Source organism: Saccharothrix sp. NRRL B-16348, assembly GCF_001280085.1.
Lineage (GTDB): Bacteria > Actinomycetota > Actinomycetes > Mycobacteriales > Pseudonocardiaceae > Actinosynnema.
In genome coordinates, this window is the sequence record NZ_LGED01000192.1 from 21,395 (window position 1) to 45,136 (window position 23,742).

General features: G+C 73.2%; 21 protein-coding genes. 11 read left to right on the forward strand and 10 right to left on the reverse strand.

What is annotated here, in order from left to right:
• Positions 1-40 precede the first annotated feature (40 nt).
• A complete protein-coding gene (locus ADK67_RS17205) occupies positions 41-775 on the forward strand; it encodes a DUF742 domain-containing protein (protein ID WP_053717437.1) in 735 nt (244 codons plus the stop codon).
• On the opposite strand, the gene mug is transcribed toward ADK67_RS17205, so the two are convergent.
• The 4 genes from mug to ADK67_RS17225 are packed head-to-tail and all read right to left on the reverse strand — an operon-like array spanning position 752 to position 4,343.
• On the reverse strand, positions 752-1,261 hold the full coding sequence (gene mug, locus ADK67_RS17210; protein WP_231648226.1) for a G/U mismatch-specific DNA glycosylase: 510 nt from the start codon (positions 1,259-1,261) through the stop codon (positions 752-754). The genes ADK67_RS17205 and mug overlap by 24 nt on opposite strands.
• Complete coding sequence (locus ADK67_RS17215) at positions 1,258-3,057, reverse strand: bifunctional metallophosphatase/5'-nucleotidase (protein ID WP_053717438.1); 1,800 nt, start codon at positions 3,055-3,057, stop codon at positions 1,258-1,260. Before ADK67_RS17215 ends, mug begins: the two co-directional genes overlap by 4 nt.
• Before the next feature lie 27 nt (positions 3,058-3,084).
• The gene (locus tag ADK67_RS17220) at positions 3,085-3,747 is read right to left on the reverse strand and encodes a copper resistance CopC family protein (protein ID WP_053717439.1); all 663 of its coding nucleotides are present in this window, start codon (positions 3,745-3,747) and stop codon (positions 3,085-3,087) included.
• 11 nt (positions 3,748-3,758) lie between these two features.
• Complete coding sequence (locus ADK67_RS17225; RefSeq protein WP_063797631.1) at positions 3,759-4,343, reverse strand: DUF5666 domain-containing protein; 585 nt, start codon at positions 4,341-4,343, stop codon at positions 3,759-3,761.
• 261 nt (positions 4,344-4,604) lie between these two features.
• On the opposite strand from ADK67_RS17225, the gene ADK67_RS17230 reads away from it, so the two are divergent.
• The 5 genes from ADK67_RS17230 to ADK67_RS17250 all read left to right on the forward strand — a co-directional run bounded on the left by ADK67_RS17230 (position 4,605) and on the right by ADK67_RS17250 (position 11,731).
• Positions 4,605-5,345, forward strand: a complete 741-nt coding sequence (locus ADK67_RS17230) for a response regulator transcription factor (protein WP_053717441.1) — start codon at positions 4,605-4,607, stop codon at positions 5,343-5,345.
• A gap of 43 nt (positions 5,346-5,388) precedes the next feature.
• Entirely contained in the window at positions 5,389-6,786 is a 1,398-nt protein-coding gene (locus ADK67_RS17235; protein ID WP_331459305.1) for a sensor histidine kinase, read from the forward strand.
• A 66-nt stretch (positions 6,787-6,852) separates the two neighbouring features.
• Positions 6,853-8,643 carry an ArnT family glycosyltransferase gene (locus tag ADK67_RS17240; protein ID WP_053717443.1) on the forward strand — a complete coding sequence of 597 codons (1,791 nt, stop codon included), beginning with the start codon at positions 6,853-6,855 and terminating at the stop codon, positions 8,641-8,643.
• Between the two features lie 38 nt (positions 8,644-8,681).
• On the forward strand, positions 8,682-9,890 hold the full coding sequence (locus ADK67_RS17245; RefSeq protein ID WP_231648227.1) for a bifunctional glycosyltransferase family 2/GtrA family protein: 1,209 nt from the start codon (positions 8,682-8,684) through the stop codon (positions 9,888-9,890).
• Positions 9,891-9,919: 29 nt separating this feature from the next.
• The gene (locus ADK67_RS17250) at positions 9,920-11,731 is read left to right on the forward strand and encodes an ArnT family glycosyltransferase (RefSeq protein WP_053717445.1); all 1,812 of its coding nucleotides are present in this window, start codon (positions 9,920-9,922) and stop codon (positions 11,729-11,731) included.
• Here the strand turns inward: ADK67_RS17250 and ADK67_RS17255 are convergent.
• From ADK67_RS17255 to ADK67_RS17275, 5 genes are all read right to left on the reverse strand, one after another.
• Positions 11,716-12,564, reverse strand: coding sequence for an SGNH/GDSL hydrolase family protein (locus ADK67_RS17255; protein WP_231648228.1), 849 nt, complete (start codon positions 12,562-12,564; stop codon positions 11,716-11,718). The two genes, ADK67_RS17250 and ADK67_RS17255, sit on opposite strands and share 16 nt — an antisense overlap.
• Positions 12,565-12,615: 51 nt before the next feature.
• Positions 12,616-13,815, reverse strand: coding sequence for a hypothetical protein (locus tag ADK67_RS17260; protein WP_053717446.1), 1,200 nt, complete (start codon positions 13,813-13,815; stop codon positions 12,616-12,618).
• Between the two features lie 112 nt (positions 13,816-13,927).
• Entirely contained in the window at positions 13,928-14,869 is a 942-nt protein-coding gene (locus ADK67_RS17265) for a DUF389 domain-containing protein (RefSeq protein ID WP_053717447.1), read from the reverse strand.
• 2 nt (positions 14,870-14,871) lie between these two features.
• Positions 14,872-16,656, reverse strand: a complete 1,785-nt coding sequence (gene aspS, locus ADK67_RS17270; RefSeq protein ID WP_053717448.1) for an aspartate--tRNA ligase — start codon at positions 16,654-16,656, stop codon at positions 14,872-14,874.
• A 79-nt stretch (positions 16,657-16,735) separates the two neighbouring features.
• Positions 16,736-17,167, reverse strand: a complete 432-nt coding sequence (locus ADK67_RS17275; protein WP_053717449.1) for a GtrA family protein — start codon at positions 17,165-17,167, stop codon at positions 16,736-16,738.
• Between the two features lie 47 nt (positions 17,168-17,214).
• On the opposite strand from ADK67_RS17275, the gene ADK67_RS17280 reads away from it, so the two are divergent.
• From ADK67_RS17280 to ADK67_RS17300, 5 genes are read left to right on the forward strand one after another with little or no spacing between them, the layout of a single operon-like run.
• On the forward strand, positions 17,215-18,558 hold the full coding sequence (locus tag ADK67_RS17280; RefSeq protein WP_053717450.1) for an FAD-binding oxidoreductase: 1,344 nt from the start codon (positions 17,215-17,217) through the stop codon (positions 18,556-18,558).
• Positions 18,555-19,310, forward strand: coding sequence for a decaprenylphospho-beta-D-erythro-pentofuranosid-2-ulose 2-reductase (locus ADK67_RS17285; RefSeq protein ID WP_053717451.1), 756 nt, complete (start codon positions 18,555-18,557; stop codon positions 19,308-19,310). Before ADK67_RS17280 ends, ADK67_RS17285 begins: the two co-directional genes overlap by 4 nt.
• Positions 19,307-21,007, forward strand: coding sequence for a hypothetical protein (locus ADK67_RS17290; protein WP_157620499.1), 1,701 nt, complete (start codon positions 19,307-19,309; stop codon positions 21,005-21,007). The genes ADK67_RS17285 and ADK67_RS17290 overlap by 4 nt, the downstream gene beginning before the upstream one ends.
• A complete protein-coding gene (locus ADK67_RS17295; RefSeq protein WP_053717452.1) occupies positions 21,007-21,585 on the forward strand; it encodes a phosphatase PAP2 family protein in 579 nt (192 codons plus the stop codon). Before ADK67_RS17290 ends, ADK67_RS17295 begins: the two co-directional genes overlap by 1 nt.
• Positions 21,582-22,478 carry a decaprenyl-phosphate phosphoribosyltransferase gene (locus tag ADK67_RS17300; protein WP_053717453.1) on the forward strand — a complete coding sequence of 299 codons (897 nt, stop codon included), beginning with the start codon at positions 21,582-21,584 and terminating at the stop codon, positions 22,476-22,478. The genes ADK67_RS17295 and ADK67_RS17300 overlap by 4 nt, the downstream gene beginning before the upstream one ends.
• Positions 22,479-22,548: 70 nt before the next feature.
• Here the strand turns inward: ADK67_RS17300 and ADK67_RS17305 are convergent, their stop codons facing one another.
• Positions 22,549-23,736 (reverse strand): S8 family peptidase, encoded by a 1,188-nt coding sequence (locus tag ADK67_RS17305; protein ID WP_053717454.1) that lies wholly within the window; start codon positions 23,734-23,736, stop codon positions 22,549-22,551.
• Positions 23,737-23,742 lie beyond the last annotated feature (6 nt).

Here is a 23,742-nt window from a genome sequence, read left to right on the forward strand (position 1 = left end):
GACATCATCCGGACGAGGTTCGGTCTACGGTTCCCGGAATGTGAGCACAGGCAGCTCTGACCCGGAGCCGACCGGCGGCGAGCGCAGACGCCGCCGGTCCCTGCGCGGGAACGTCGGCACGACCGGCGCCCGGTTCGGTTCCCCCTCGCTGCGGCGCAGTCTCGAGGAGGAGCCTACGGAACAGCCCAAGCCGCCCCGACGGCGGAGGTCGCTTCGGGGCGAGGTCGGCGCCACGGGTGCCCGGTTCGGCTCGGCCGCGCTCCGGCGCAGCCTGGACGAGGAGGCGGACGACCCGCTCGAGGTGACCGCGCCGTTCGACGGCCCGGTCGACCACGAGTACGACCCCTACGACTACGTCGAGCCCTCGTCCGTGCCGGTCAGCCGGGCGCCGGAGCCCTGGCCCGACCACGAGCCGGAGCCCGCCGTCGAGGAGTTCTCCGGTCCCCTGGTCCGCCCCTACGCGTGGACGGGTGGCCGCACGGCGTCCCACTACGACCTGAGGCTGGAAACGCTGGTCTCGCTGGAGGAGCACGGCATCGGGATCGCCATGCGCGACACCTCCGCCGAGCAGCGCTCGATCGTGGAGCTGTGCGCCAACCCCCGGTCGGTCGCCGAGGTCTCCGCGCTGCTGGCCGTGCCGCTCGGCGTGGTGCGCGTCCTGCTCAGCGACCTCATCTCGATGGGCGTGGTGGCCGTGCACGACAACGCGGTCGCGGCCACCGGCGCGGACTTCACGCTGCTGGAACGGGTGCTAGTCGGCCTGCGCAACCTCTGACCGCAACCGGCCGAAGACCTCGGCCAGGGCGGGCAGCTGGTAGTGCGCGTTGAGCCCGCTGGGGTTCGGCAGCACCCACAGCCGCGACGACGCGATCGACTCGTCCTGCGGGCCGATCGCCGCCGCCTTGCGCCCGAACGCCGCCCGGTACGCGGTCACGCCGACGACCGCCACCACCTTCGGCCGGTGACGCCGGGCCAGCGAGGTCAGCCGCGCCCCGCCGGCCAGCAGCTCCTCGGCCGCCAGCTCGTCGGCCCGCGCCGTCGGACGCGCGACCAGGTTCGTGAGGCCCAGCCCGTACCGGAGCAGCTCGTGCTGCTCGGCGGGCGTCAGCAGCCGCGGCGTGAACCCGGACAGGTGCAGCGCGGGCCAGAACCGGTTGCCCGGCCGGGCGAAGTGCTGCCCCTTGGCCGCCGACAGCAGGCCGGGGTTGATGCCGCAGAACAGCACGTCCAACCCCGGCCCGACGATGTCCGGCAACGTCACCCGACCACCACCGGCGTGCCGTCGACGACCAGCCGCCAGTCGGCCCGGTGGAACGCGGCCGGGTCGATCTCGCCGCGCTCGCGCACCCAGTCGATGATCAGCTGCCGGATCTCCAGCTGCTGGTTGTGCAGCACCGGCGCGGTCGCGATGTGCGGGAAGTTGCCGCCGCCGGACTGCCGGTAGTTGTTCACCGCCACCGCGAACGCCTGCTCCGCCGTCACCGGCACGCCGGCGTAGGCGAGCCCGGTGATCCGCTGCCCGACCGGCCGCGCCAGGTCGATGTCGTAGGTCAGCGGCGCGTCCAGCCCGGCGGCCACGTCGTACAGGTAGTCCGGGGTGCCGCCCGCGTTGGTCAGCGCGTCCGGCTGGTGCGGCCCCGGCGTGCTCACCGCCTTGAAGTAGCCCGCCGACCGCTCCAGGTAGTCCTTGAGCTGCGCGCCGGTGAGCCGCACGCCGAACAGCGTGTTGTCGAAGACGTAGAGCCCGGCCACGTCGCGCACCGACACGTCGCCCGCCGGGATCGCCGCCGCCTTGTTGAACGGGGAGGCCAGCGACAGCACCGGCAACGCCTCGGTCAGCGACGCCTTCAGCGCGGCGCCCTGCACGAGGTTGACGAAGTCGAGCGCGGCGGTGTCCTCGTACCGCGCGGTCGCGGCGGACATCGCGGACTTGGACGTGCCGATCTTGGAGTTGACGTAGGCGACCACCTTGTCGTGGTCGTCGCGCAGCCGCCGCACGATCGCCGGGTCCTCGGGCACGGTGTTGGTGTTGAGCACCTGCGAGCGGGACGCCTCGGCCCGCCAGCCCCGCCCCGGCGTCCACGCCAGGTCGAACTCCATCAGGCTCAGCCGCTTGCCCCAGAACAGCGGCTCGGTCAGCAGCACCTGCTTCCCGGTCGCCTTGTTGGTGACGAACCGCTGCGCGATCTCGGTGTGCGCGTGGCCGACCAGGATCGCGTCGATGCCCGGCACCTCCTCGGCGACGAGCGCGGAGCAGTTCTCCGGGAACGGCAGCAGGTCGCCCAGCGACGACGACAGGTCCGCGCCGGAGTGGGCGGCGACCACCACGAGGTCCGCGCCCGCCGCGCGCACCTTCGGCACCCACTCGCGGGCCTGCTCCAGCACGCCGGGGAACGTCATCTTCCCGTCCACGTGCGCCTTGTCCCAGATCGCGATGCCCGGGTTGGTCAGGCCGAGGATGCCGACCCGCAGCGGCGCCGCGCCCGTCCGCCACACGGTCTTGACCACGTACGGGCGGAACGCGGGCTCGCCGGTGGCCGAGTCGATCGCGTTCGCGGCCAGCAGCGGGAAGTCGAGCTGCTTCTCGAACGCGCGCAGCAGGGGGATGCCGTAGTTGAACTCGTGGTTGCCGAGCGCGGCGGCGTCGTAGCCGAGCTCGTTCATCGCGGCGGCCATCGGGTGCACGCGGCGGCGGCCGATGGGCTCGACCTTGGCGTAGTAGTAGGCCAGCGGGGTGCCCTGGATGGTGTCGCCCGCGTCGATGAGCAGGGTGCGGTGCGCTCCGCGTTCGGCCCGGACCGCCTTCACCAGCGTGGAGAGCTTCGCCAGGCCCACGTCGTTGTGGCCGGAGTCGTCGAACTCGCGGTCGGCGAAGTAGTCCCAGTTGAAGACGTTGCCGTGCAGGTCCGTGGTGCCCAGGACGGTGAGGGTGAACCGCCGCCCGCCGGGCCGGTCGTCCGGTGCGGCGTGTGCCGCCGTGCGGAACCCGGCCGCGGCGAGCACGGCCGCGGCGCCGCCCGTGAGCAGGGCGCGGCGGTGCAGAGGAGATCCGGTCATGCGGCGACCGTAGCCATTGACCGTTGACTACTCGGCCGGCTTTTCGGCGTCCTCGCCGCCTCGGCCGCGCCTGCTCAGGCCGACGATGACCACGATGGCGATCACGGACACCGCCGCGACGATCAGGATCCACACCCACAGCGGCGGGCCGCCGTCGCCCTCGCCGCGGGGCTCGGAGGCGGCCGTGCCCGTGGACGCGGTGGTGATCGTGGCCACCGACCCGGTGGTGGTGGCGGGCGAGGAGGCGGTGGTGGGCGCCGCGTCCGTCGACGTCACGGCGGGCGGTGCGGCGGGGGTCGTGGCCGCCGGCGGCTGCTGCGCCGGCGGCGCGGTCACCGTGAAGGCGAACGTGCCGTCGACGAAGTCGCCGTCCAGCGACTCGACCGACCACGTCACCGTGTACTGCCCGGCCGGCGACCCGGACTCCAGCATGGGCACGGTCAGCGACGCGCCGTTGGCGGACGTCTCGCCCAACGGCCAGGCGCTGCCGTCGACGGCCATGACGGTGACCGTGGCGCTCTCGGCGGGCACCGGCTCGGTGAACGTCAGCGTGAGCAGCGTGGGCCGCTGCGGCAACGACGCGCCGCTCGCCGGGTCGCTCGACACCAGCTCGGTGTGCGCGGACGCCTGGGGCGACGCCCCGAGCAGGACCAGGGTTGTCAGCAGTGCCGAGAGCGCCAGTCGGGTCATACCGGATAGTTCTACCGGGTCGGCGGGGTGCCCTGCTGGTCGGTCGGACCGCCCTGCTGGTCCTGCTTGGCGGGCGGCTGGCCGTTGCCCTGCTTCTGCGGCGGCCCGCCGCGCATCATGTTGCCCTTCATGATGCTGTCCGCGGTGGCCTGGCCGTCGGCGGTCCTGTCGGCGATGACGGTCACGACGTCGCCCTTGACGATGTCGTCCAGGTCGCCCTGACCGCCGTTGACCTGCGTGTCGCCGTCGAGCTGGTAGGTCTCGCTGAACCCGTCGGTGCTCTTCACCGTGATGGACGAGTCGCTGACCTCGGTGACCTCGCCGTTCTGGAACTCGCCGTGCTGGGTGCCGCCGAACGGCCCGCCCATCATCACCAGGCCGCCGTTGCCCCGGCCGTAGCCGCCGGGCCCGCCCATGCCCTGGGCCGCGTCGGAGTTGCTCGCAGCGTAGATGACACCACCGCCGACGGCGGCGATGCCGAGGGCGATCGCGACGGCGGCGAGGCTCTTGCGGCCGTTCCAGCCGGTTCCCGCAGCGGCGGCCTGCGGCGGCGGCTCTTCACCCCAGGTCGGGTGCTGCTCGGTTTCGGTAGTCATGGCGACCACGGTCGCGGGCGAGCCTGTGAGCCGGCTGTGCGGTCCTTGGGCGACGCCTGTGCGTGCCCGCCGCGCCTCCGGTCGTGCCGCTTCAGCCGGGCGGCGGGCGCACCCGGTCATGCGGCTTCACTCTGGCGGCACCGACGCGTCCGGTCGTTCCGCTCCACCCCGGCGGCGCGGGCGGGTCCGGTCGTTCCGGTTCACAGGTGGTACACAGGGTCGGCACAGGTTCGGCTCAAGAGCCGGGTTCAGGATCGGAGCATGCGCCCAGTGTCCGCTTCGGGGTCGTCCCCTGAACTCCGCCGCCCGGACGGCAGTCCGGTGCGGGTCCTCGTGGTGGACGACGAGTCCACGTTGGCCGAGCTGATGTCCATGGCGTTGCGGATGGAGCGCTGGGAGGTCCGCACCGCGCTGGACGGCACGTCCGCCGTGCGGACCGCGCGCGAGTTCCGGCCCGACGTGGTGGTGCTGGACGTGATGCTGCCCGACTTCGACGGGCTGGAGGTGCTGCGCCGGCTGCGCGCGGACCTGCCCGGCCTGCCCGTGCTGTTCCTCACCGCCAAGGACGCGGTGGAGGACCGGATCGCCGGGCTCACCGCGGGCGGCGACGACTACGTGACCAAGCCGTTCAGCCTGGAGGAGGTCGTGCTCCGGTTGCGCGGCCTGCTGCGCCGCACCGGCGTCACCGAGGCGGGCGCGGGCACCGAGCTGGTGGTCGGCGACCTGGTGCTGGACGAGGAGACGCGCGAAGTGCGCCGCGGCGGCACCGCGATCGACCTCACCGCGACCGAGTTCGAGCTGCTGCGGTTCCTGATGCGCAACCCCAAGCGGGTGCTGTCGAAGGCGCAGATCCTGGACCGGGTGTGGAGCTACGACTTCGGCGGGCAGGCCAACATCGTCGAGCTGTACATCTCCTACCTGCGCAAGAAGATCGACGCGGGCAGAACGCCCATGATCCACACGATGCGGGGCGCGGGCTATGTCCTCAAGCCCTCTGCCTGAACACGGGTCGCGGACCTGGAGTTGGCCGCTGCGGACCAAGCTGGTGGCCGCCCAGGTGGTCCTGCTGGCGGTCGTGTGCGCGATCATCGGCGTGGCGACCGGGCTCGCGCTGCGGGACACCATGGTCGCCCGGTTGGACGACCAGCTGGTCGACGCCTCGATCAAGGTGCGGCGGGACGTCCCGCCGCCGCCGATGCCGGGCCGGTTCGCCAACCCGCTGGACGGCCCCGGGTTCGGGCCGGGCACGCTGGTGCTGATCAAGCAGCCCGACGGCGGCACCAACGCCGAGCGGATCGCCCGGGACAGCGGTGACCGGACCAGGCTGTCGACCGACGTGGCGGCGCGGGCCGAGGCCGTGCCCGCGGACGGCAAGCCGCGCACCGTGTGGCTGGGCGAGGAGCTGGGCGACCACCGGATGATCGCGACGACCACGCCGCTCGGCGCGGTGGTGATCACCGGGCTGCCGATGGCCGACGTCGACAGCACGGTGTCGCGGATGGGCTGGACCGTCGGCGGCGTGGCGCTGGCCGGGTTGATCGCGGTGAGCCTGGCGGGCGCGCTGATCGTGCGCCGCACGCTGCGCCCGCTGGAACGGGTGGCCGCGACCGCGAGCCGGGTCGCCGAGCTGCCGCTGCACGAGGGCGAGGTCGCGCTGGCCGAACGGGTGCCCGACGAGTACGCCGACCCCGACACCGAGGTCGGCCAGGTCGGTCTCGCGCTGAACCGGATGATCGGCCACGTCGGCAGCGCGTTGGAGGCACGGCACGCCAGCGAGACCAGGGTGCGGCAGTTCGTCGCCGACGCGAGCCACGAGCTGCGCACACCACTCACCGCGATCCGCGGCTACGCCGAGCTGACCCGCCGCTCGTCCGAGGAGGTGCCGCCCCAGATCGCGCACGCGATGCGGCGGGTGGAGTCCGAGGCGGTGCGGATGACGTCGCTGGTCGAGGACCTGCTGTTGCTGGCGCGGCTCGACGCGGGGCGTCCGCTGGCCCGTGAGCCGGTCGAGCTGTCGCGGCTGGTGGTCGACACGGTCAGCGACGCCCGGATCGCCGGGCCCGACCACGAGTGGCGGCTGGAGCTGCCGCCCGACGCCGTCCAGGTGGCCGGTGACGCGCACAAGCTCCACCAGGTGCTGGCGAACCTGCTGTCCAACGCGCGCACGCACACGCCGCCCGGCACGACGGTCACCACGTCGCTGTCCACTGTGGAGGGCGGGGTGCGGTTGGCGGTGAGCGACGACGGTCCCGGCATCCCCGCCGGGTTGCAGGGCGAGGTGTTCGAGCGGTTCAGCCGGGGCGACACGTCGCGGTCGCGCGCCGCGGGCAGCACCGGGCTGGGCCTGTCGATCGTGGCCGCCGTCGTGGCCTCGCACCACGGGTCCGTGCGGCTGGCCAGCAGGCCGGGCCGGACCACGTTCACCGTGCACCTGCCGCGCTGATCTCCCACAGCCGGCTCACAGGCCGCGCACAAGGACCGCCCAGGGTCCGCCGACAGGCTCGACCCCATGCGAGCGAGACTCCCCCTGTTGCTGCTGTTGACCGGAACGGCGGTGCTGTACCTGTGGCGGTTGGGCGACTCCGGTTGGGCCAACGCCTACTACTCCGCCGCCGCCCAGGCAGGCGCCGAGAGCTGGCACGCGTGGTTCTTCGGCGCGACCGACCCGGCCGGCGCGATCACCGTCGACAAGACACCCGCGGCGACCTGGGTGATGGGGTTGTCGGCCCGGCTGTTCGGCGTCAACGCCTGGAGCATCCTGGTGCCGCAGGCGTTGATGGGCGTGGCGAGCGTGTGGCTGCTGCACGCGGCGGTGCGCCGCGCGGCCGGTGAGGCCGCCGGGCTGATCGCGGGCGCGGTGCTGGCGTTGACGCCGGTGGCGGTGCTGATGTTCCGGTTCAACAACCCGGACGCGCTGATGGTGCTGCTGCTCGTCGCGGGCGCGTACGGCACGGTCCGGGCGACGGAGAAGGCGTCCGTGCGGTGGCTCGTGTTGGCCGGTGCCGCGGTGGGCTTCGCGTTCCTGGCCAAGATGCTCCAGGCGTTCCTGGTGCTGCCCGCGTTCGGGTTGGTGTACCTGGCGTTCGCTCCGGCCGCGCTGTCGCGCAAGGCGTGGCACCTGGCGGCGGCGCTGGGCGCGGTGGTCGTCGCCGGCGGCTGGTGGGTGCTGGCGGTCGAGCTGGTGCCCGCCGGGTCGCGGCCCTACATCGGCGGGTCGCAGGGGAACAGCGTGCTGGAGCTGGCGCTGGGCTACAACGGTCTCGGCCGGTTGACCGGTGAGGAGATCGGCAGCGTCGGCGGCGGCGGGTGGGGTTCGAGCGGGTGGGCCAGGCTGCTCGGCGACGAGATGGGTGGTCAGATCGCCTGGCTGCTGCCGACCGCGCTCGTGCTGCTCGCCGCCGGGTGGTGGGCCGGGCGCGAGAGCGAGCGGATCGGGCTCGCGCTATGGGGCGGTTGGCTGCTGGTCACCGCCGTGGTGTTCAGCTTCATGAACGGCATCATCCACGCCTACTACACGGTGGCGCTGGCGCCCGCGATCGGCGCGTTGACCGGGATCGGCGCGGTCGCGTTGTGGCGCAGGCGGCAGGAACCCGCCGCGGCTGCGGCGCTGTCCGGCGCGCTGGCCGTGACCGCGTTGCAGTGCTACCTGCTGCTGCTGGACTGGTCCACGCCGCTGGCCGCGGTCGTGCTGGTCGTCGGCCTGATCGGCGCGGTGGGGCTGTTCCTCGCCGCGTCCGCGCCCGCCGCCGTGGTCGTGCCGGTCGCCGTCGTCGCCACGCTGCTCGGTCCGGGCGCCTACTCCGTGGCCACCGCCGCGACACCGCACTCCGGCGCGATCCCGAGCGCCGGTCCCGCGTTGACGAACCGGCCCGGCGGGCTGGTGCTCCTCGGGCCGGGCGGCGCCACGAACACCGTGCGCGGCGGTGGCGGGATGGGCGGGCTGCTCCACGCGCCGACGCCCGGTGACGCGCTGGTGGCGTTGTTGCGGGACAACGAGGGCTTCACCTGGGCGGCGGCGGCCGCGGGCTCCAACAACGCGGCGGGCTACCAGCTCGGCAGCGGTGAGCCGGTGATGGCCGTCGGCGGGTTCAACGGCACCGATCCCGCGCCCACGCTGGAGCAGTTCCAGGAGCTGGTCCGAAGTGGACGGATCCACTACTTCCTCGGCGGCGCCATGATGCCCGCGGAGACGGGCAGCGACGCGTCGCAACGGATCGCCGAGTGGGTGGCGGACACGTTCACCGCGACGACCGTCGACGACGTCGACGTCTACGACCTCACAGCCGGCGCACAGCGATGACACACGAGCCGCCCAGCCAAGCGCCCGAGGGTGATCTCATGACCACGCTCACGACGACCACCGTGCTCGACGTGGTGGTGCCCGTGCACAACGAAGAACGCGACCTCGCGCCCTGCGTGCGCAAGCTGCACGCCGACCTCAAGCAGACGTTCCCCTACACGTTCCGGATCACCATCGCGAACAACGCGAGCACGGACGGCACGCGTGCCGTCGCCGACGAGCTGGCCCGCGAGCTGCCCGACGTGACCGCGGTGCACTTGGCGGAGAAGGGACGCGGCCGGGCGCTGAAGGCGGTGTGGACCGCGTCGGACGCCGCCGTGCTGGCGTACATGGACGTGGACCTGTCCACCGACCTGGCCGCCCTCGCGCCGCTGGTGGCGTCGTTGATCTCGGGGCACTCGGACCTGGCGATCGGCAGCAGGCTGGCGCGCGGGGCGCGGGTGGTGCGCGGGCCGAAGCGCGAGTTCATCTCCCGCTGCTACAACCTGATCCTGCGCGGCGCACTCGCGACCCGGTTCACCGACGCGCAGTGCGGGTTCAAGGCGATCCGGGCCGACGTCGCCCGGCGGCTGCTGCCGCACGTCGAGGACACCGGGTGGTTCTTCGACACCGAGCTGCTGGTGCTCGCCGAACGGGCCGGCGCGCGGATCCACGAGGTGCCGGTGGACTGGGTGGACGACCCGGACAGCCGGGTGGACATCGTGTCGACCGCCGTGGCCGACCTGAAGGGCGTCGCCCGGGTGGCCCGCGGACTGGTGAGCGGGCGCATCCCGATCGGCGAACTCCGCGCGCAGCTGGGGAGGGAGCCGTTGGAACCGCAGACGCCGGGCGTGCCCGCCGGGTTGTTCAGGCAGCTGGTCCGGTTCGCCGCGGTCGGCGTGGTCAGCACGCTGGCCTACCTGCTGCTGTTCGTGTCGCTGCGCGGCGGGCTCGGCGCGCAGGGCGCGAACCTGGTGGCGCTGCTGGTCACCGCCATCGCCAACACCGCGGCCAACCGCCGGTTCACGTTCGGCGTGCGCGGTCGGCGCGGCGCGGGCCGCCACCAGTTCGAGGGCCTGCTCGTGTTCGGCCTCGGCCTCGCGCTGACCAGCGGGTCGCTGGCCCTGCTGCACCTGTTCGCCGCACCCGGCGGCCCGGCCGAGCTGGTCGCGGTCGTCGGGGCCAACCTCCTCGCCACCGTGCTGCGCTTCCTGTTGCTGCGCAACTGGGTCTTCCGACCGCGCCGCGCCGCGGAGACCGCTTCATGACCACACCGTCGACCCTAGGGAACCCTTCCATGACCACCGCAACCCTGACGGCGCCGGCACCCACCGCGGAGGCGCCGCCGCCGGGCCGGAACTGGACCACGCCCGCGCTGGTCGTGCTGCTGGCCGGCACGGCGGTGCTGTACCTGTGGAACATCACCGCGTCCGGTTGGGGCAACGGCTACTACGCCGCCGCCACCCAGGCCGGCGCCCAGAGCTGGACGGCGTGGCTGTTCGGCGGTCTGGACGCCGGCGGCGTGATCACGGTCGACAAACCGCCCGCGGCGCTGTGGGTGAGCGGGTTGTTCGCCCGCGTCTTCGGGTTCTCCAGCTGGACCGTGCTGGCGCCGCAGGCCATCGAGGGCGTGCTGGCCGTGTGGTTGTTGTACGCCACGGTGAAGCGCACGTCCGGCGCGGTGGCCGGGCTGGTCGCGGGCGCAGCGCTCGCGGTGACGCCGGTGGCCGTGCTGATGTTCCGGTTCAACCTGCCGGACGCGTTGCTGGTGCTGCTGATGGTCGCCGGCGCCTACTGCACGGTGCGCGCGGTGGAGAAGGGGTCCGGCTGGTGGCTCGCGCTGGCGGGCGTCGCGATCGGGTTCGCGTTCCTGGCCAAGATGGGGCAGGCGTTGCTGGTGCTGCCCGCGTTCACCGCCGCCTACCTGCTCGCCGCGCCGACCACGCTGCTCAAGCGGTTCCTGCACCTGCTCGGCGCGGGTCTCGCCGTGGTCGTGTCCGCCGGGTGGTTCATCGCGCTGGTCGAGCTGTGGCCGAGCGCGTCGCGCCCGTACATCGGCGGGTCGGACAACGACTCGCTGTGGGAGTTGGCCATGGGCTACAACGGCCTCGGCCGGATCTTCGGTGGCCGCGGCGGCGGTGGCGGCGGTGTCATCGCGGGCGGCGGCAACGCCAACCTCGGCTTCGGCGGCGAGACCGGCATCGGCCGGTTGTTCGGCGCGAGCATGGGCGCCGAGATCTCCTGGCTGCTCCCGGCCGCCCTCATCGGGATGGTGGCGGGACTGTGGTTCACGCGCCGGCTGCGGCGCACCGACCGGACGCGCGCGGCCCTGGTCATGTGGGGCCTGTGGGTGCTGGGCAACGGGATCGTGTTCAGCTTCATGAGCGGCATCACGCACCCCTACTACACCGTCGCCGTCGCGCCGGGCGTCGCCGCGCTCGTCGCCATCGCCGGCCGGGAGCTGTGGCGTGGCCGCAAGCACCTGCCGGTGCGCGTCGCGCTGGCGACGATGGTCGCCGCCGCCGGGTTCTGGGGCTTCGCGCTGCTCCAGCGGTTCGGCGAGTGGCTGCCCGCGCTGCGCTGGGTCGTGGCGGTGCTGACCGTGCTGGTGGCGACGGCGGTCGTGATGGGCGTGCGCCGGATGGCCGCGCTCGCGCTGACCACTTCGGTGCTGTCCACCGCGGCGTTCGGCGTGGCCACCGCCGCCACACCGCACGCCGGTTCCATCCCGATGTCCGGTCCGCCTTCCTACGCGGGCGACGACAGCATGGGCGGACCGATGGGCGAGACGTCCCCCGAGCTGACCGACCTGCTGAAGGCCACCACCGGCACGTGGGCGGCGGCGACGGTGAGCGCGCAGGGCGCGGCGAACCTGTCGCTGGACTCGGGCAAGGCCGTGATCGGCATCGGCGGCTGGAGCGGCGGCGACCCCGCGCCCACGCTGGACGAGTTCCGGCAGTACGTGGCGGACGGCCGGATCGGCTACTTCGTCTCCGGCGGCGGCATGGGCGGCGGAGGACCGCGCGGCGACAACGAGATCAGCGAGTGGGTCGCGGCGAACTACGAGGCCGTGACGATCGGCGGGTCGACGGTCTACAAGCTCGGCTGACGCCACCCGGGCGGGGCGGTGGTCGTCGCGGCCACCGCCTCCGTCCCGGCCGGGTCGACGACGTGGCGCGGCGGCTCCGGCAGGCCGGCCCACGAGCGGTACATGATGGTGGCCGCGTACGGGACCAGGTCGCGGCCGCGGCGCCAGAGCCACGGGACCCCCTTCACCACCAACCACCCCACGTGGTGCAGCGGCGTCACCTTGAGCCCGCCCGTGCAGGTCAGGGACACCCGGCCCGGCACCTCGCACCCGGCCAACGCCAACCGCGCCGCGAACGCCGCCGCCAGCCGCCGGTGCCCCGACTCCGACGGGTGCAGCCGGTCGACCGCCCACGTCTCCAGCGAGTACGCGCCCTCCATCAGGTCCAGGTCGACGCACTGCACCCCGTGCCGCCGCACGACCGCGTCGATGATCCCGTTCAGCTCGGCGATCCGCGCCCGCAACGCCCGCCGCAACGCGCCCGGCAACCGGAACACCCGGCTGTGGTCGTGGAATCGCACCGTGACGACGGCGGAACCGGCCGAGACCAGCGCGCCCACGATCGCGTCCAGGTCGACGTGCAGCCGCCGTGCGTCGAAGTCGGACCGCAACGTGTCGTTCATGCCCACCAGCAGCACGGCGGCGTCCGGCCGCGCGGGCAGGGCCTTCGGCAGCTGCTCGTGCCGCACCGACACCACCCGCGCACCCGTGAACGAGACGTTCAGGTACCGCGCGTGCGGCAGCGCCGCCGCGAGCAGCGGGCCGACGCCACGCCACCCACCGGGCACGGGATCGCCCACGCCCACCGTCGTCGAGTCACCGAGGACCACCAGGCTGCGCACCGTCTTGGCCACACCGGAACGATCGCGCAGCCACGTGACGGGCCGAGAACGAACAGCGGAACGCTACCGGAATGCCGGGTACAGCGGCAGTTCCGCGGCCCGCGGGCCGTACCGCGCGACCAGCGCCGAGATGACCTCGTCGGCGTGCGCGGCGATGTGCTTCGCGCCCGCCGCCAGCGCGTCCTGCCGCAGCCGCACCCACCGCGACGTCAGCACGACCACGCGCGGCGGCGAGTCCAGCGGCCGGTGCCCCGACGGCAGCAACGAGTCCAGCCCCGGCAGCCCGCGCCACGTGCCGAGCCACACCCACAGCAGCTGCGCTTCCAGCAGCCGCGGCAGGAACACCGCGTCGTCGTCCAGGTCCGGCCACACCGACGACACCTCGGCCCGCCACGCCGCGACCATCGCCTCCGACATGCCGGCAGGCAGCCCGTAGGCGCACCAGCACGACGGGAACGGCACCCGCAGGCACGCCGCGTCGAACACGATGTCGCGCACGCATCCGCCCTCGAAGTCGAGGAACCTGACGCCCTTGCTGGTCACGAGGTTGTTGTCCGGGCACGACGTGGACGGGCTGAACGCCCGACGGCGGGACGTGACGAACCCGCGCACGGCCTGCTCGGCGAACGCGCGCACGGAGTCGGGCGTGTCGACCTCGAGGGCGTGGACGAGCAGCTCGGGCAGCCCCGCGAGCGCCGTGTGCACGTCGACCACGATCGGATCGGCGCAGCACTGCGAGCCCTGGCGGCGCATCAGCGCGTCGAAGTCCGCGTCACGCCCGGCGGTCGTCGCGTGCAGCCGCCCCATGGCGTGCGCCCACGACAGCAGCCCGCGTTCGGCGGCCCGCGCGTCGGAGCCCAGCAGCTTCTCCGCCAGCCGCGGCGCCTTGCCCAGGTCTTCGAGCACGACCAGCCGCTTCGCGTTGTCCTGCGCGACCAGTTCGGGGGTGAGGCGTTCCTCGGACGGCAGCGCGGTGAGCAGCTTGTGGCTCACCACCTCGTGCGCGAACGGGTCGCGGTCGGCCACCGGCGACGGGTAGCGCTTGACCACCAGCGTCCGGGGCAGCGAGAACGGGGTTTGGGCGACCCGGACGCGCGCGACCACGGACCGGCCGGCACCCCCGAGGTCTTCGGGGTCGGCCAGCCGAACCGGTGCGCCGAACCTCTTGCTCAACACCGACTCGGCCGCTGCCACCGCGTCGTCCAGCTCGGAGGGTGCAGCGTCGTCGATGTCCTGCGGGCCGGCGGTGATCTCCACGCTCATCCCCTCCGACCCTACTCCCGGTGGCGACCGAACTGACAGAACCCGTCCGGGCACCGTGACGGTAGTGCTCACGGTCCCGAGCACTCCACCTTTTGTGGAAATCTGCGCCAGGTCAACCGTTGGCGAGCGGTCGTCCCAGGTCGCGGGCCTGTCCGCGGCGGTTGCGCAACGCCAGGACCAGCGCCGCCGCCGCCACGATGCCGACGAGGTTCACCGCGAGTTGTGCAATCGACTGGAGACATATGTCCCACTCAGCGAGAACGGCGGCCACCGCGGCGTAGCCCGCGGCGGGCACCGTGGTGACCGAAATGAACACCCCGACGAGCGCGGCGGACTTCGCCGACGTCATCGACAGCATCCCGGCGGCGCCCGCGAGCAGCGCCACGATCAAGGAGAACGGCCCCACCTGGAACACGAAGTCGACCTGGTGCGCGGTCAGCACCATGTTCCGGTCGAACAGGTCGGTGAACGAGCCCGCGAACGCCGCCACCGCCGTGATCACCATGGCCACCGGGAACCCGGCCGCCAGCGCGAGCGCGGCCCGGCGCACCAGGTCCCAGCGCCGCAGCACCAGCCCGACCGCGATCGCCGCGAGCGGCCCGAACTCCGGCCCGACGACCATCGCGCCGACGATGGTGATCGGCGAGTTCGTCACCACCCCGACCGCGGCGAGCAGGCACGCGATGGTCAGGAACGACAGGAACGTGGCGTTGAGCCGGGACTCCTCGCCGGTGCGGGACAGCAACTCCTCCCACACCACGGCGTCGGCCGCCTCACCCGGCGCGGCCTCCTCCGCGCGGTCGGCCGCGTCGGACAGCGCGGTGTCGATCTGCTCCAGCGTGACGCCGCCGTCGCGGTCGACGCCGAGGTCGCACAGGGAGGCCACCACCGCGTCGGTGGCCTCCCTGGCGACGGCGGCTTCCACCACGTCACCCACCGGGTCGACGGCCGCGCCGCGCAGGACCACGACGTGCGTGACGCCGGGGTCGCTCTTGAGCGCGGCCAGCACCGCCTCGGTGCGTTCGGCCGGGCAGATGGCCCGCAGGTGCAGCACCGCTACTTGGCCGACTGCTCCGCGGGCGCGGGCTTGAAGTCGACGCCCGCCTCCTTGCGCTGCTGCGCGGTGATCGGCGCGGGCGCGGCGGTCAGCGGGTCGTAGCCGCCGCCGCTCTTCGGGAACGCGATGACCTCGCGGATCGAGTCGTACCCGCCGAGCAGCATGGCGATCCGGTCCCAGCCGAACGCGATGCCGCCGTGCGGCGGCGCGCCGTAGGCGAACGCGTCGAGCAGGAAGCCGAACTTCTCCCGCGCCTCCTCGGCCGAGATGCCCATGACCTGGAACGCCCGCTGCTGCACGTCGGCGCGGTGGATACGGATCGACCCGCCGCCGATCTCGTTGCCGTTGCAGACGATGTCGTAGGCGTAGGCCAGGGCGTTGCCCGGGTCCTCCTCGAACCGGTCGATCCACTCCGGCGTCGGCGAGGTGAACGCGTGGTGCAGCGCGGTCCACTTGCCGCTGCCCACCGCCACGTCGTCGCCGATCTTGTCGACCGCCTCGAACATCGGGAAGTCCACGACCCACACGAACGACCAGGCGTTCTCGTCGATCAGGCCGACCCGGTGCGCGATCTCCACGCGGGCCGCGCCGAGCAGGGCGCGCGCGCCGTCCGGCTCGCCCGCGCCGAAGAAGACGCAGTCGCCCGGGTTCGCGCCGACGGCCTTGGCCAGGCCGTCGCGCTCGGCGTCGGACAGGTTCTTGGCGACCGGGCCGCCGAGCGTGCCGTCCTCGTTGACCAGCACGTACGCCAGCCCGCGCGCGCCGCGCTGCTTGGCCCACTCCTGCCACGCGTCGAGCGTGCGGCGGGGCTGCGACGCGCCGCCGGGCATGACGACCGCGCCGACGTACGCCGCCTGGAACACCCGGAACGGGGTGTCCTTGAAGTACTCGGTCAGCTCGGTCAGCTCGAGGTCGAAGCGCAGGTCCGGCTTGTCCGTGCCGTACTTGGCCATGGCCTCGGCGTAGGAGATGCGGCGGAACGGCCGGGCGATCTCGTGGCCGGCCAGGTCCTTCCACAGCGCGGAGACGACCTTCTCGCCGAGCGCGATCACGTCGTCCTGCTCGACGAAGCTCATCTCGATGTCGAGCTGGGTGAACTCGGGCTGCCGGTCCGCGCGGAAGTCCTCGTCGCGGTAGCAGCGGGCGATCTGGTAGTACCGCTCCAGGCCGCCGACCATCAGCAGCTGCTTGAACAGCTGCGGGGACTGCGGCAGCGCGTACCAGGAGCCGGGGCGCAGCCGGGCGGGCACCAGGAAGTCGCGCGCGCCCTCCGGGGTGGAGCGGGTCAGGGTCGGCGTCTCGACCTCGACGAAGTCCTCGGCGTGCAGCACCTCGCGGGCGATCCGGTTGGCCTCGCTGCGCAGCCGCATGGCCTTGGCCGGGCCGCTGCGGCGCAGGTCGAGGTAGCGGTGCCGGAGACGGGCCTCCTCGCCGACCTCCAGGTGCTCGTCGAGCTGGAACGGCAGCGGCGCGGACTCGTTGAGCACCTCGAGCTCGCTGACGTAGACCTCGATGTCGCCGGTGGGCAGCTCGGGGTTCTCGCTGCCCTCGGGGCGGCGGGTCACCTCGCCGACGACCTTGACCACGTACTCCGAGCGCAGCTTGTGCGCCCGTTCGGCCATCTCGCCCTCGCGGAAGACGACCTGCGCCACCCCGGAGGCGTCCCGGAGGTCGATGAAGATCACGCCGCCGTGATCGCGCCTGCGGGCCACCCACCCGGTCAGGGTGACGGACTGCCCGGCGTGCTCGGCGCGGAGCTTCCCGGCCTCGTGCGTGCGCATCACGGGAACTGCTCTCCTCGGGTTTGCTGCTTCTTGGTCTGCTGCCTCTGCGGCCAGCTCGACTGACGACTGGTCGTCAAGGCTAGCCAACGACCCGCTGGTCGACGCCACCAGGTTTCCCGACGCGGAAGACCACCGCGCGCAGCACCGCGAAGTTGACGGCCGTCGCCACGCCCTGCGCCACGAGCCACGCGACCGCGTACTCCACTCGAAAGGGTGGCAGCAGGTGCAATGCGAGCGCGTTGACCAATACGTTGGCGGCGAATGTGGTGAGGTACAGCAGCGCGAAAGCCGCGACCTGCCGGACACCTCCCGTGGAGCCACCGAACGTGAACCGCCGATTGAGGGAGAAGGCCGCCGTCGTGCCGAGCGCGAAACTGACCGCCTTGGCGGCGTGCGGCCCCGCGCCACAGGCGAGCAGAGCGCTGTAAACACCGAAGTCGATCAGCGCGCACAACCCGCCCACCAGCACGAACGTGACCGCCTGCCGGGTCGCGCCGCCGTTTCGCACCACGTTGTCACCCTTCCCGGATGGAAAACAATGTTCGTTGGACCGCGCCGATGCTAGTCAGGCTCTCCGGTTGGGGCCGCACCGCGCCGACGGTCGCGCGGCTCGTTTCCCCACGTGATTACCAGGCCGCCGCGAATATCGTGAAAGAATCCCGTGAACGGGGTGTGATCGCCCGCGGCCTGGGCCGCAGTTACGGCGATCCGGCGCAGAACGCGGGCGGCGTCGTGCTGGACATGACCCGATTCGACCGCATTCGCCGGATCGCGGTGGACGACCGCCTCGTCGACGTGGAGGCGGGCGTTTCGCTGGACGCCCTGATGCGGGCGCTGCTGCCGCACGGGCTGTGGCCGCCGGTGCTGCCCGGGACGCGCCAGGTCACCGTGGGCGGCGCGATCGCCGCCGACGTGCACGGCAAGGGCCACCACGTCGTGGGCAGCTTCGGCGACCACGTGCGGTCGCTCGACCTGCTCACCGCGGACGGCTCGGTCCGCACGCTCACCCCCGACGGCGCGGGCTCGGCGTTGTTCTGGGCGACCGTCGGCGGCATGGGCCTGACCGGCGTGGTGCTGCGCGCGACGCTGCGCGTCGTCCCGGTGGAGACCTCCTACTTCGTGGTGGACACCGAGCGGGTCGACAACCTGGACGACCTGCTGGCCCGCCAGTCCGCCGACGACGACCGGTACGCCGAGTCGGTGTCGTGGTTCGACGTCACGGCCACCGGGCCGCGACTGGGCCGGGGCGTGCTGACCAGGGCGAACCACGCCACGCTCCGCGACCTGCCCCGGAAGCTGCGGCGCGACCCGCTGGCGTTCGACGCGCCCCGGCTGCTCACCGTGCCGGACGTGCTGCCGTCCGGGCTGCTCAACCGGGCGACCGGCCGGGCGTTCAGCGAGCTCTGGTACCGCAAGTCGCCCACGCGGTACGGGCAGGTGCAGAACATCACCCGGTTCCTGCACCCGCTCGACGTGATCGGCGAGTGGAACCGGGGCTACGGCCCGCGCGGGTTCCTGCAGTACCAGTTCGTGGTGCCGTTCGCCGCGGTCGACGTGGTCCGGCGGGTGGTGGAGCGGATCGCCTCGTCCGGCCACGTGTCGGCGTTGAACGTGCTCAAGCGGTTCGGGCCGGGCAACCGCGCGCCGCTGTCGTTCCCGATGCCGGGCTGGACGTTGTGCGTGGACCTGCCGGTCCGGCCGGGCCTCGGCGAGCTGTGCGACGAGCTGGACGAGCTGGTGCTCGGCGCGGGCGGGCGGCACTACCTGGCCAAGGAGTCGCGGACCACGGCCGACGCCGTCCGCCGCGGCTACCCCCGATTCGAGGAGTGGCGCGCGGTCCGCGCGTCCGTCGACCCGGACGGCGTTTTCGCGTCCGACATGTCCAGGAGGTTGAAGCTGTGATAGACGCCGTGGGCAATCCGCAGAGCCTGCTCGTGCTGGGCGGCACGTCCGAGATCGCGCTGGCGGTGGTCCGGCGCTACACCGCCGCCCGCAAGCCGCGCGTGGTCCTCGCCGCCCGGCCTTCCCCCCGCCGTGACGCGGCGGTGGCGGAGCTGACGGCGGCGGGCGTGCCGGTGACGGCGGTGGACTTCGACGCGCGTGACGTCGGCAGCCACCCCACCGTGCTGGACAAGGCCTTCGCCGACGGCGGGATCGACGTGGCGCTGGTGGCGTTCGGGGTGCTGGGCGACGCCGAGCGCGCCTGGCAGGACCACGAGGCGGCGGTCGAGCTGGCCGAGGTCAACTACACCGGCGCGGTGTCGGTCGGGGTCGGGCTCGCCGCACGGCTGCGCGAGCAGGGGCACGGCGTGATCGTCGCGCTGTCCTCGGTGGCGGGTGAGCGGGTGCGGCGGTCGAACTTCGTCTACGGGTCGACCAAGGCCGGGATGGACGCGTTCTACCTGGGGCTGGGCGAGGCGCTGCGCCCCGAGGGCGTCACCGTCACGGTGGTGCGGCCGGGGTTCGTGCACACCCGGATGACCGACGGCCTGCGGGCCGCGCCGTTGTCGAGCACCGCGGACCAGGTGGCCGCGGTCGTCGTGAACGCGGTCCGCGACCGGCGCGAGCTGGTGTGGGCGCCCGCGCCGCTGCGCCTGGTCATGTCGGCGCTGCGGCACCTGCCGCGCGCGGTGTTCCGGCGGTTGCCGGCGTGACCGCGACGACCGCGCCCGAGCGCGTCCGCGACCCGGCGCCGCCGTCTCGACCTCCGCGCCGGTCGTGGCCCCTGACGGTCGCCGCGGTGGCGGGCGGCACGGCGCTCATCGCCGCGCACGGCGCGCTGTACGGCAACTGGCTGGTGGACGACGCCGCGATCACGTTCGCGTACGCGCGCAACATCGCGGACGGCGCGGGTTCGGTCCTCCAGCCCGGCCTCGGGCCGACCGAGGGGTACTCGAACCCGGCGTGGCTGGCGGTGCTGGCGCTCGGCAAGCTCGTCGGCCTGTTCGACCGGGGCGTGCTGTTCGGCGTGCCGGACTACGTGCTGTTCCCCAAGGCGGTCGCGGTGCTGTGCTGCGCGGGCGTGCTGCTGGCCTGCCACACGGCCGCGCGTCGGGTGTTCCGCCGGCCCGGTCTGGTGACGGTGGCGTTCGGCGCGGTGCTGGCGGCGATCCCGTCGTTCGTGGTCTGGGTGTTCTCCGGGTTGGAGAACCCGCTGTACGCGCTGGTGACGTGCTGGCTGGCGGTGGTGCTGTTCGGTGCGGTGCTGGACGACCGGCTGCTGTCCGGGCGCGTGGCGGTCACCGCCGGGCTGCTCGTCGCGCTGGCCGCGTTGACCCGGCCGGACGGGCTGGTCTACGCCGGGGCGTACCCGCTGCTGGTGCTGCTGGCGTTGCGCCGGGCCGGGCTCGCGGCGGCGGTGCGGTCGGTGGCGTTGTCCACGGCGGTGTTCCTGGTGCCGTTCGGCGCGTACGTGGCGTGGCGGCGGGTGGAGTTCGGCCGGTGGCTGGCGCTGCCCGCGGTGGCGAAGAGCCAGGAGCCGCCGGAGCCCGCGCAGTTCACGCGGGTCGGCGAGGTGGTGGGCTACGCGGGCGCGTTGGCCGTGCTGGTCGTGGCGGTGTGCGTGGGGCTGGTGCTGGCCCGGCGCACCCGGTTGGCCGCGGGTCTGGTCGCGCTGCTCGTGCCGCTGGGGTTGGCGCTGCTCGGGTTCGCGGTGCTGGCGCCGGACTGGATGGAGCAGCTGCGGTTCGCCACGCCGGTGTGGGTGCTCGGCGCGCTGACCGCCGTCTTCGCCGTCGCACGGGCGCTGGGTCGGGGCCGGACGCGGCGGCGCATCGCGCTGTCGGTGGCACTGGTCCTCGCGATCCTGCCCACCGCCGCCCAGTTCGCGACGGTGGCGCGGCAGTTCCGCGCCTACCCCACCGTGCCGCTGTGCCTGATCGCCGACACGTTCGGGCGCGGGTTCAACGGTCAGGCGGACGTCCTCGGCGTCGAGCACGCCACTCTGCTCCTGCCGGACGTCGGCGGCACCGCGTTGACGTCGAGGCTCACCGTGGTCGACCTGGTCGGGCTGACCGAGCCCCGGCTCGCCGACCTCTGGGGCGCCCGCGACATGGCCGGGGTCCGCGACCACGTGTTCGAGCGGGTGAAGCCCACGTTCATCCACTCGCACGGCGCGTGGTCGCAGGCGACCGGCATCGCCGAGGACCCGCGGCTGGCGGCGGACTACCACGTGCTCTCGGCCGGACCGGTCGCCGAGGACTGGGTGCGCCGGGACGCCGTGCCGGACGGGGCGACGTTGACCGCGATGCGCGACTACCAGCGCGAGCAGGTGGCGCGCGCCCACCACGAGCAGACCAAGGCCCTGCGCGGCCGGTGCGGCCCGACCCTGCGCCCCGGCCAGGTGCCGTGATGGCCACCCGACACCCCCGCACCGTCGACCGCAGGAGGACCGCCGTGGCTGCCGAGATCACCGTCCTGAGCCGCGTTCAGCGCGCGCTCGGCCACCGGCTGGTGGTGGCGTCGGCACGCGGGCTGTCGTGGTTCGGCGAGCACAGCGCCGGGTGGTTGGCGGTGGGGCTGGCGGGCGCGGCCGTGGACCGGGCGCGGCGGCGGGACTGGCTGGTCGCGACCGCCGGGGTCGCCGGGTCGCACGCTGTCGCCATCGTGGTCAAGCGGGTGGTCCGGCGGCAGCGCCCGGACGACGAGTCGGTGGCCGTGCTGGCCGGGACGCCCAGCCGGCTGAGCTTCCCGTCCGCGCACGCCGTGTCGACCGCCGCCGCCGCGGTGCTGTTCTCGCGGCTCACCGGCCGCCGGCTGGAACCGGTGCTCGTGCCGCCCATGCTGTTGTCCCGGCTGGTGCTCGGCGTGCACTACCCCACCGACGTGGCGGCGGGCGCGGCGTTGGGCGCGGTGCTCGGCGGGCTCGTGAGGCGCCAGTTGGATGGCGGGTTCGTCGGCCGCGAGCTGGACGGCGGTGCGGCGGGATGACCACCACCGCCACCCGCCCCGCCGGCGCGATCGCCGGGCTGGTCCACGCGGCCCGGCCGCACCAGTGGGTGAAGAACCTCCTCGTGCTGGCCGCGCCGTTCGCCGCGAACCGGCTGGGCGAGCCGGCCGTGCTGCTGGACACCGGGCTGGCCCTGGTCGCGTTCTGCCTGGCCGCCTCCGCGGTGTACCTCGTCAACGACGCGATCGACGTGCACGCCGACCGCGCGCACCCGACGAAGCGACACCGCCCGATCGCGGCCGGCGTGGTCTCGGCGCGCACGGCCTACGTCACGGCGGCGGCGCTGTTCGTCGCGGCCGTCGGTGTCGCCCTGTGCTCCGGTCCGCCGCTGGTGGTGGTGATCGCCGTCTACTGCGCCGCGCAGCTGGGCTACTGCCTCGGGTGGAAGCACCAGCCGGTGATCGACCTGTGCATCGTCGCGTCGGGGTTCCTGCTGCGCGCCATCGCGGGCGGCATCGCGGCCGGCATCCCGCTGTCGCAGTGGTTCCTGCTGGTGACGGCGTTCGGCTCGCTGTTCATGGTGGCGGGCAAGCGGTACGCCGAGATCGTGCTGTTCGAGCGGACGGGCGCGGAGATCCGCGCGTCGCTGCGCCGCTACTCGGCCAGCTACCTGCGGTTCGTGTGGGCCACCGCCGCCGCGATCATGATCCTCGCCTACGCGCTGTGGGCGTTCGAGCTGCGGGAGCGCGGCGACTACAACTCCGGCTGGGCGATGCTGTCGATCGTGCCGTTCGTGGTGGCCGTGCTGCGGTACGCGGTCGACGTGGACGACGGCGGCGCGGGCGAGCCCGAGCGCATCGCGCTGCGCGACCACGTGCTCCAGGTGATCGGCGTCTGCTGGGTGGCGTCGCTCGCGCTGTCGATCTACGTGTGAACCCTCAGGGTGACGACGTGCGACCGGGGCCGCCCCGATGAGGGACGGCCCCGGTGCGCGGAGTGCTCGATCAGGCGCTGGGCGCCAGGTAGAGCAGGCGGTTCGGGGAACCGGTGCCCGGGCTGGTCACCTTGCTCGGCGTCGACTGGCCGACCAGGTAGCTCGACACCTGGGACGGGGTCGCCGTGCGGGCGCCCTGCAGGTAGCGGGCCGCCGCGCCGGCGACGTGCGGGGTCGCCATCGAGGTGCCGCTGATGGTGTTGGTGGCCGTGTCACTGGTGTGCCAGGCCGACGTGATCGACGAGCCCGGCGCGAAGATGTCCAGGATCGAGCCGTAGTTGGAGTAGCTGGCACGCGCGTCGGTGTTGGTGGTCGCGCCCACCGTGATGGCCTCGGCCACGCGGGCCGGGGAGTAGTTGGACGCGTTGGCGTTGCTGTTGCCCGCCGCGACGGCGTAGGTCACGCCCGCCGCGACCGAGCGGCGCACGGCCGCGTCGATCGTGCTGGACACGCCGCCGCCGAGGCTCATGTTCGCCACGGCCGGCTTGACGTGGTTCGAGGTCACCCAGTCGATGCCCTCGATCACGTCGGCGAGCGTGCCGCTGCCGGCGTTGTTCAGCACGCGCACGCCGTAGATCGTCGCGCCCTTGGCGACGCCGTACTGGCTGCCCGCGATGGTGCCCGCCACGTGCGTGCCGTGGCCGTTGCCGTCCTGCGCGACGTTGTCGTTGTCGACCGCGTCACGGCCGTTGCGCGCACGGCCGCCGAAGGTGCTGTGGGTGATCCGCACACCGGTGTCGATGACGTAGACGTTCACGCCCGAGCCGGTGGACGTGTAGCTGTAGGACGTGTCCAGCGGCAGGTTCCGCTGGTCGATCCGGTTGATGCCCCACGACGGCGGGTTGGTCTGGGTGGCCTGGATGGTGAAGACCTGGTCCTGCTCGACGTACTCGACGGCCGGGTTGGCCGCGAGCCGCTTGGCGGCCTGCTCCGGCAGCGACACGGCGAAGCCGTTCAACGCGCTGCGGTACACGGTGTCGACCTGGCCGCCGTACTGGTTCGCCAGGCTCTCGGCGGACGCGGCCGAGCCGTCCTTGAGCTTCACGATGAAGTGGTTCTGGACCTTGTTCGTCGCGTCGGCGGCGCGGATCTCGCCCTCGGCGGCCTGCGCCGGGGCGGCCAACAGGGAGGACGCGGTGACGGCGAGCGCCGTCGCCCCGACCCCGGCCAGGAACCGGACCTGTCGTGACTGTCGCATGCGGAT

Excerpts from the sequence above, each read along its gene's own strand:
- ADK67_RS17215 (WP_053717438.1), bottom strand. The coding sequence starts at position 3,057 with ATGACCGGATCTCCTCTGCACCGCCGCGCCCTGCTCACGGGCGGCGCC.
- ADK67_RS17280 (WP_053717450.1), top strand. The coding sequence starts at position 17,215 with ATGCTAGTCAGGCTCTCCGGTTGGGGCCGCACCGCGCCGACGGTCGCG.
- ADK67_RS17240 (WP_053717443.1), top strand. The coding sequence starts at position 6,853 with ATGCGAGCGAGACTCCCCCTGTTGCTGCTGTTGACCGGAACGGCGGTG.
- ADK67_RS17230 (WP_053717441.1), top strand. The coding sequence starts at position 4,605 with ATGCGCCCAGTGTCCGCTTCGGGGTCGTCCCCTGAACTCCGCCGCCCG.
- ADK67_RS17225 (WP_063797631.1), bottom strand. The coding sequence starts at position 4,343 with ATGACTACCGAAACCGAGCAGCACCCGACCTGGGGTGAAGAGCCGCCG.
- ADK67_RS17305 (WP_053717454.1), bottom strand. The coding sequence starts at position 23,736 with ATGCGACAGTCACGACAGGTCCGGTTCCTGGCCGGGGTCGGGGCGACG.
- ADK67_RS17300 (WP_053717453.1), top strand. The coding sequence starts at position 21,582 with ATGACCACCACCGCCACCCGCCCCGCCGGCGCGATCGCCGGGCTGGTC.
- ADK67_RS17245 (WP_231648227.1), top strand. The coding sequence starts at position 8,682 with ATGACCACGCTCACGACGACCACCGTGCTCGACGTGGTGGTGCCCGTG.
- ADK67_RS17295 (WP_053717452.1), top strand. The coding sequence starts at position 21,007 with ATGGCCACCCGACACCCCCGCACCGTCGACCGCAGGAGGACCGCCGTG.
- ADK67_RS17250 (WP_053717445.1), top strand. The coding sequence starts at position 9,920 with ATGACCACCGCAACCCTGACGGCGCCGGCACCCACCGCGGAGGCGCCG.
- ADK67_RS17260 (WP_053717446.1), bottom strand. The coding sequence starts at position 13,815 with ATGAGCGTGGAGATCACCGCCGGCCCGCAGGACATCGACGACGCTGCA.
- ADK67_RS17220 (WP_053717439.1), bottom strand. The coding sequence starts at position 3,747 with ATGACCCGACTGGCGCTCTCGGCACTGCTGACAACCCTGGTCCTGCTC.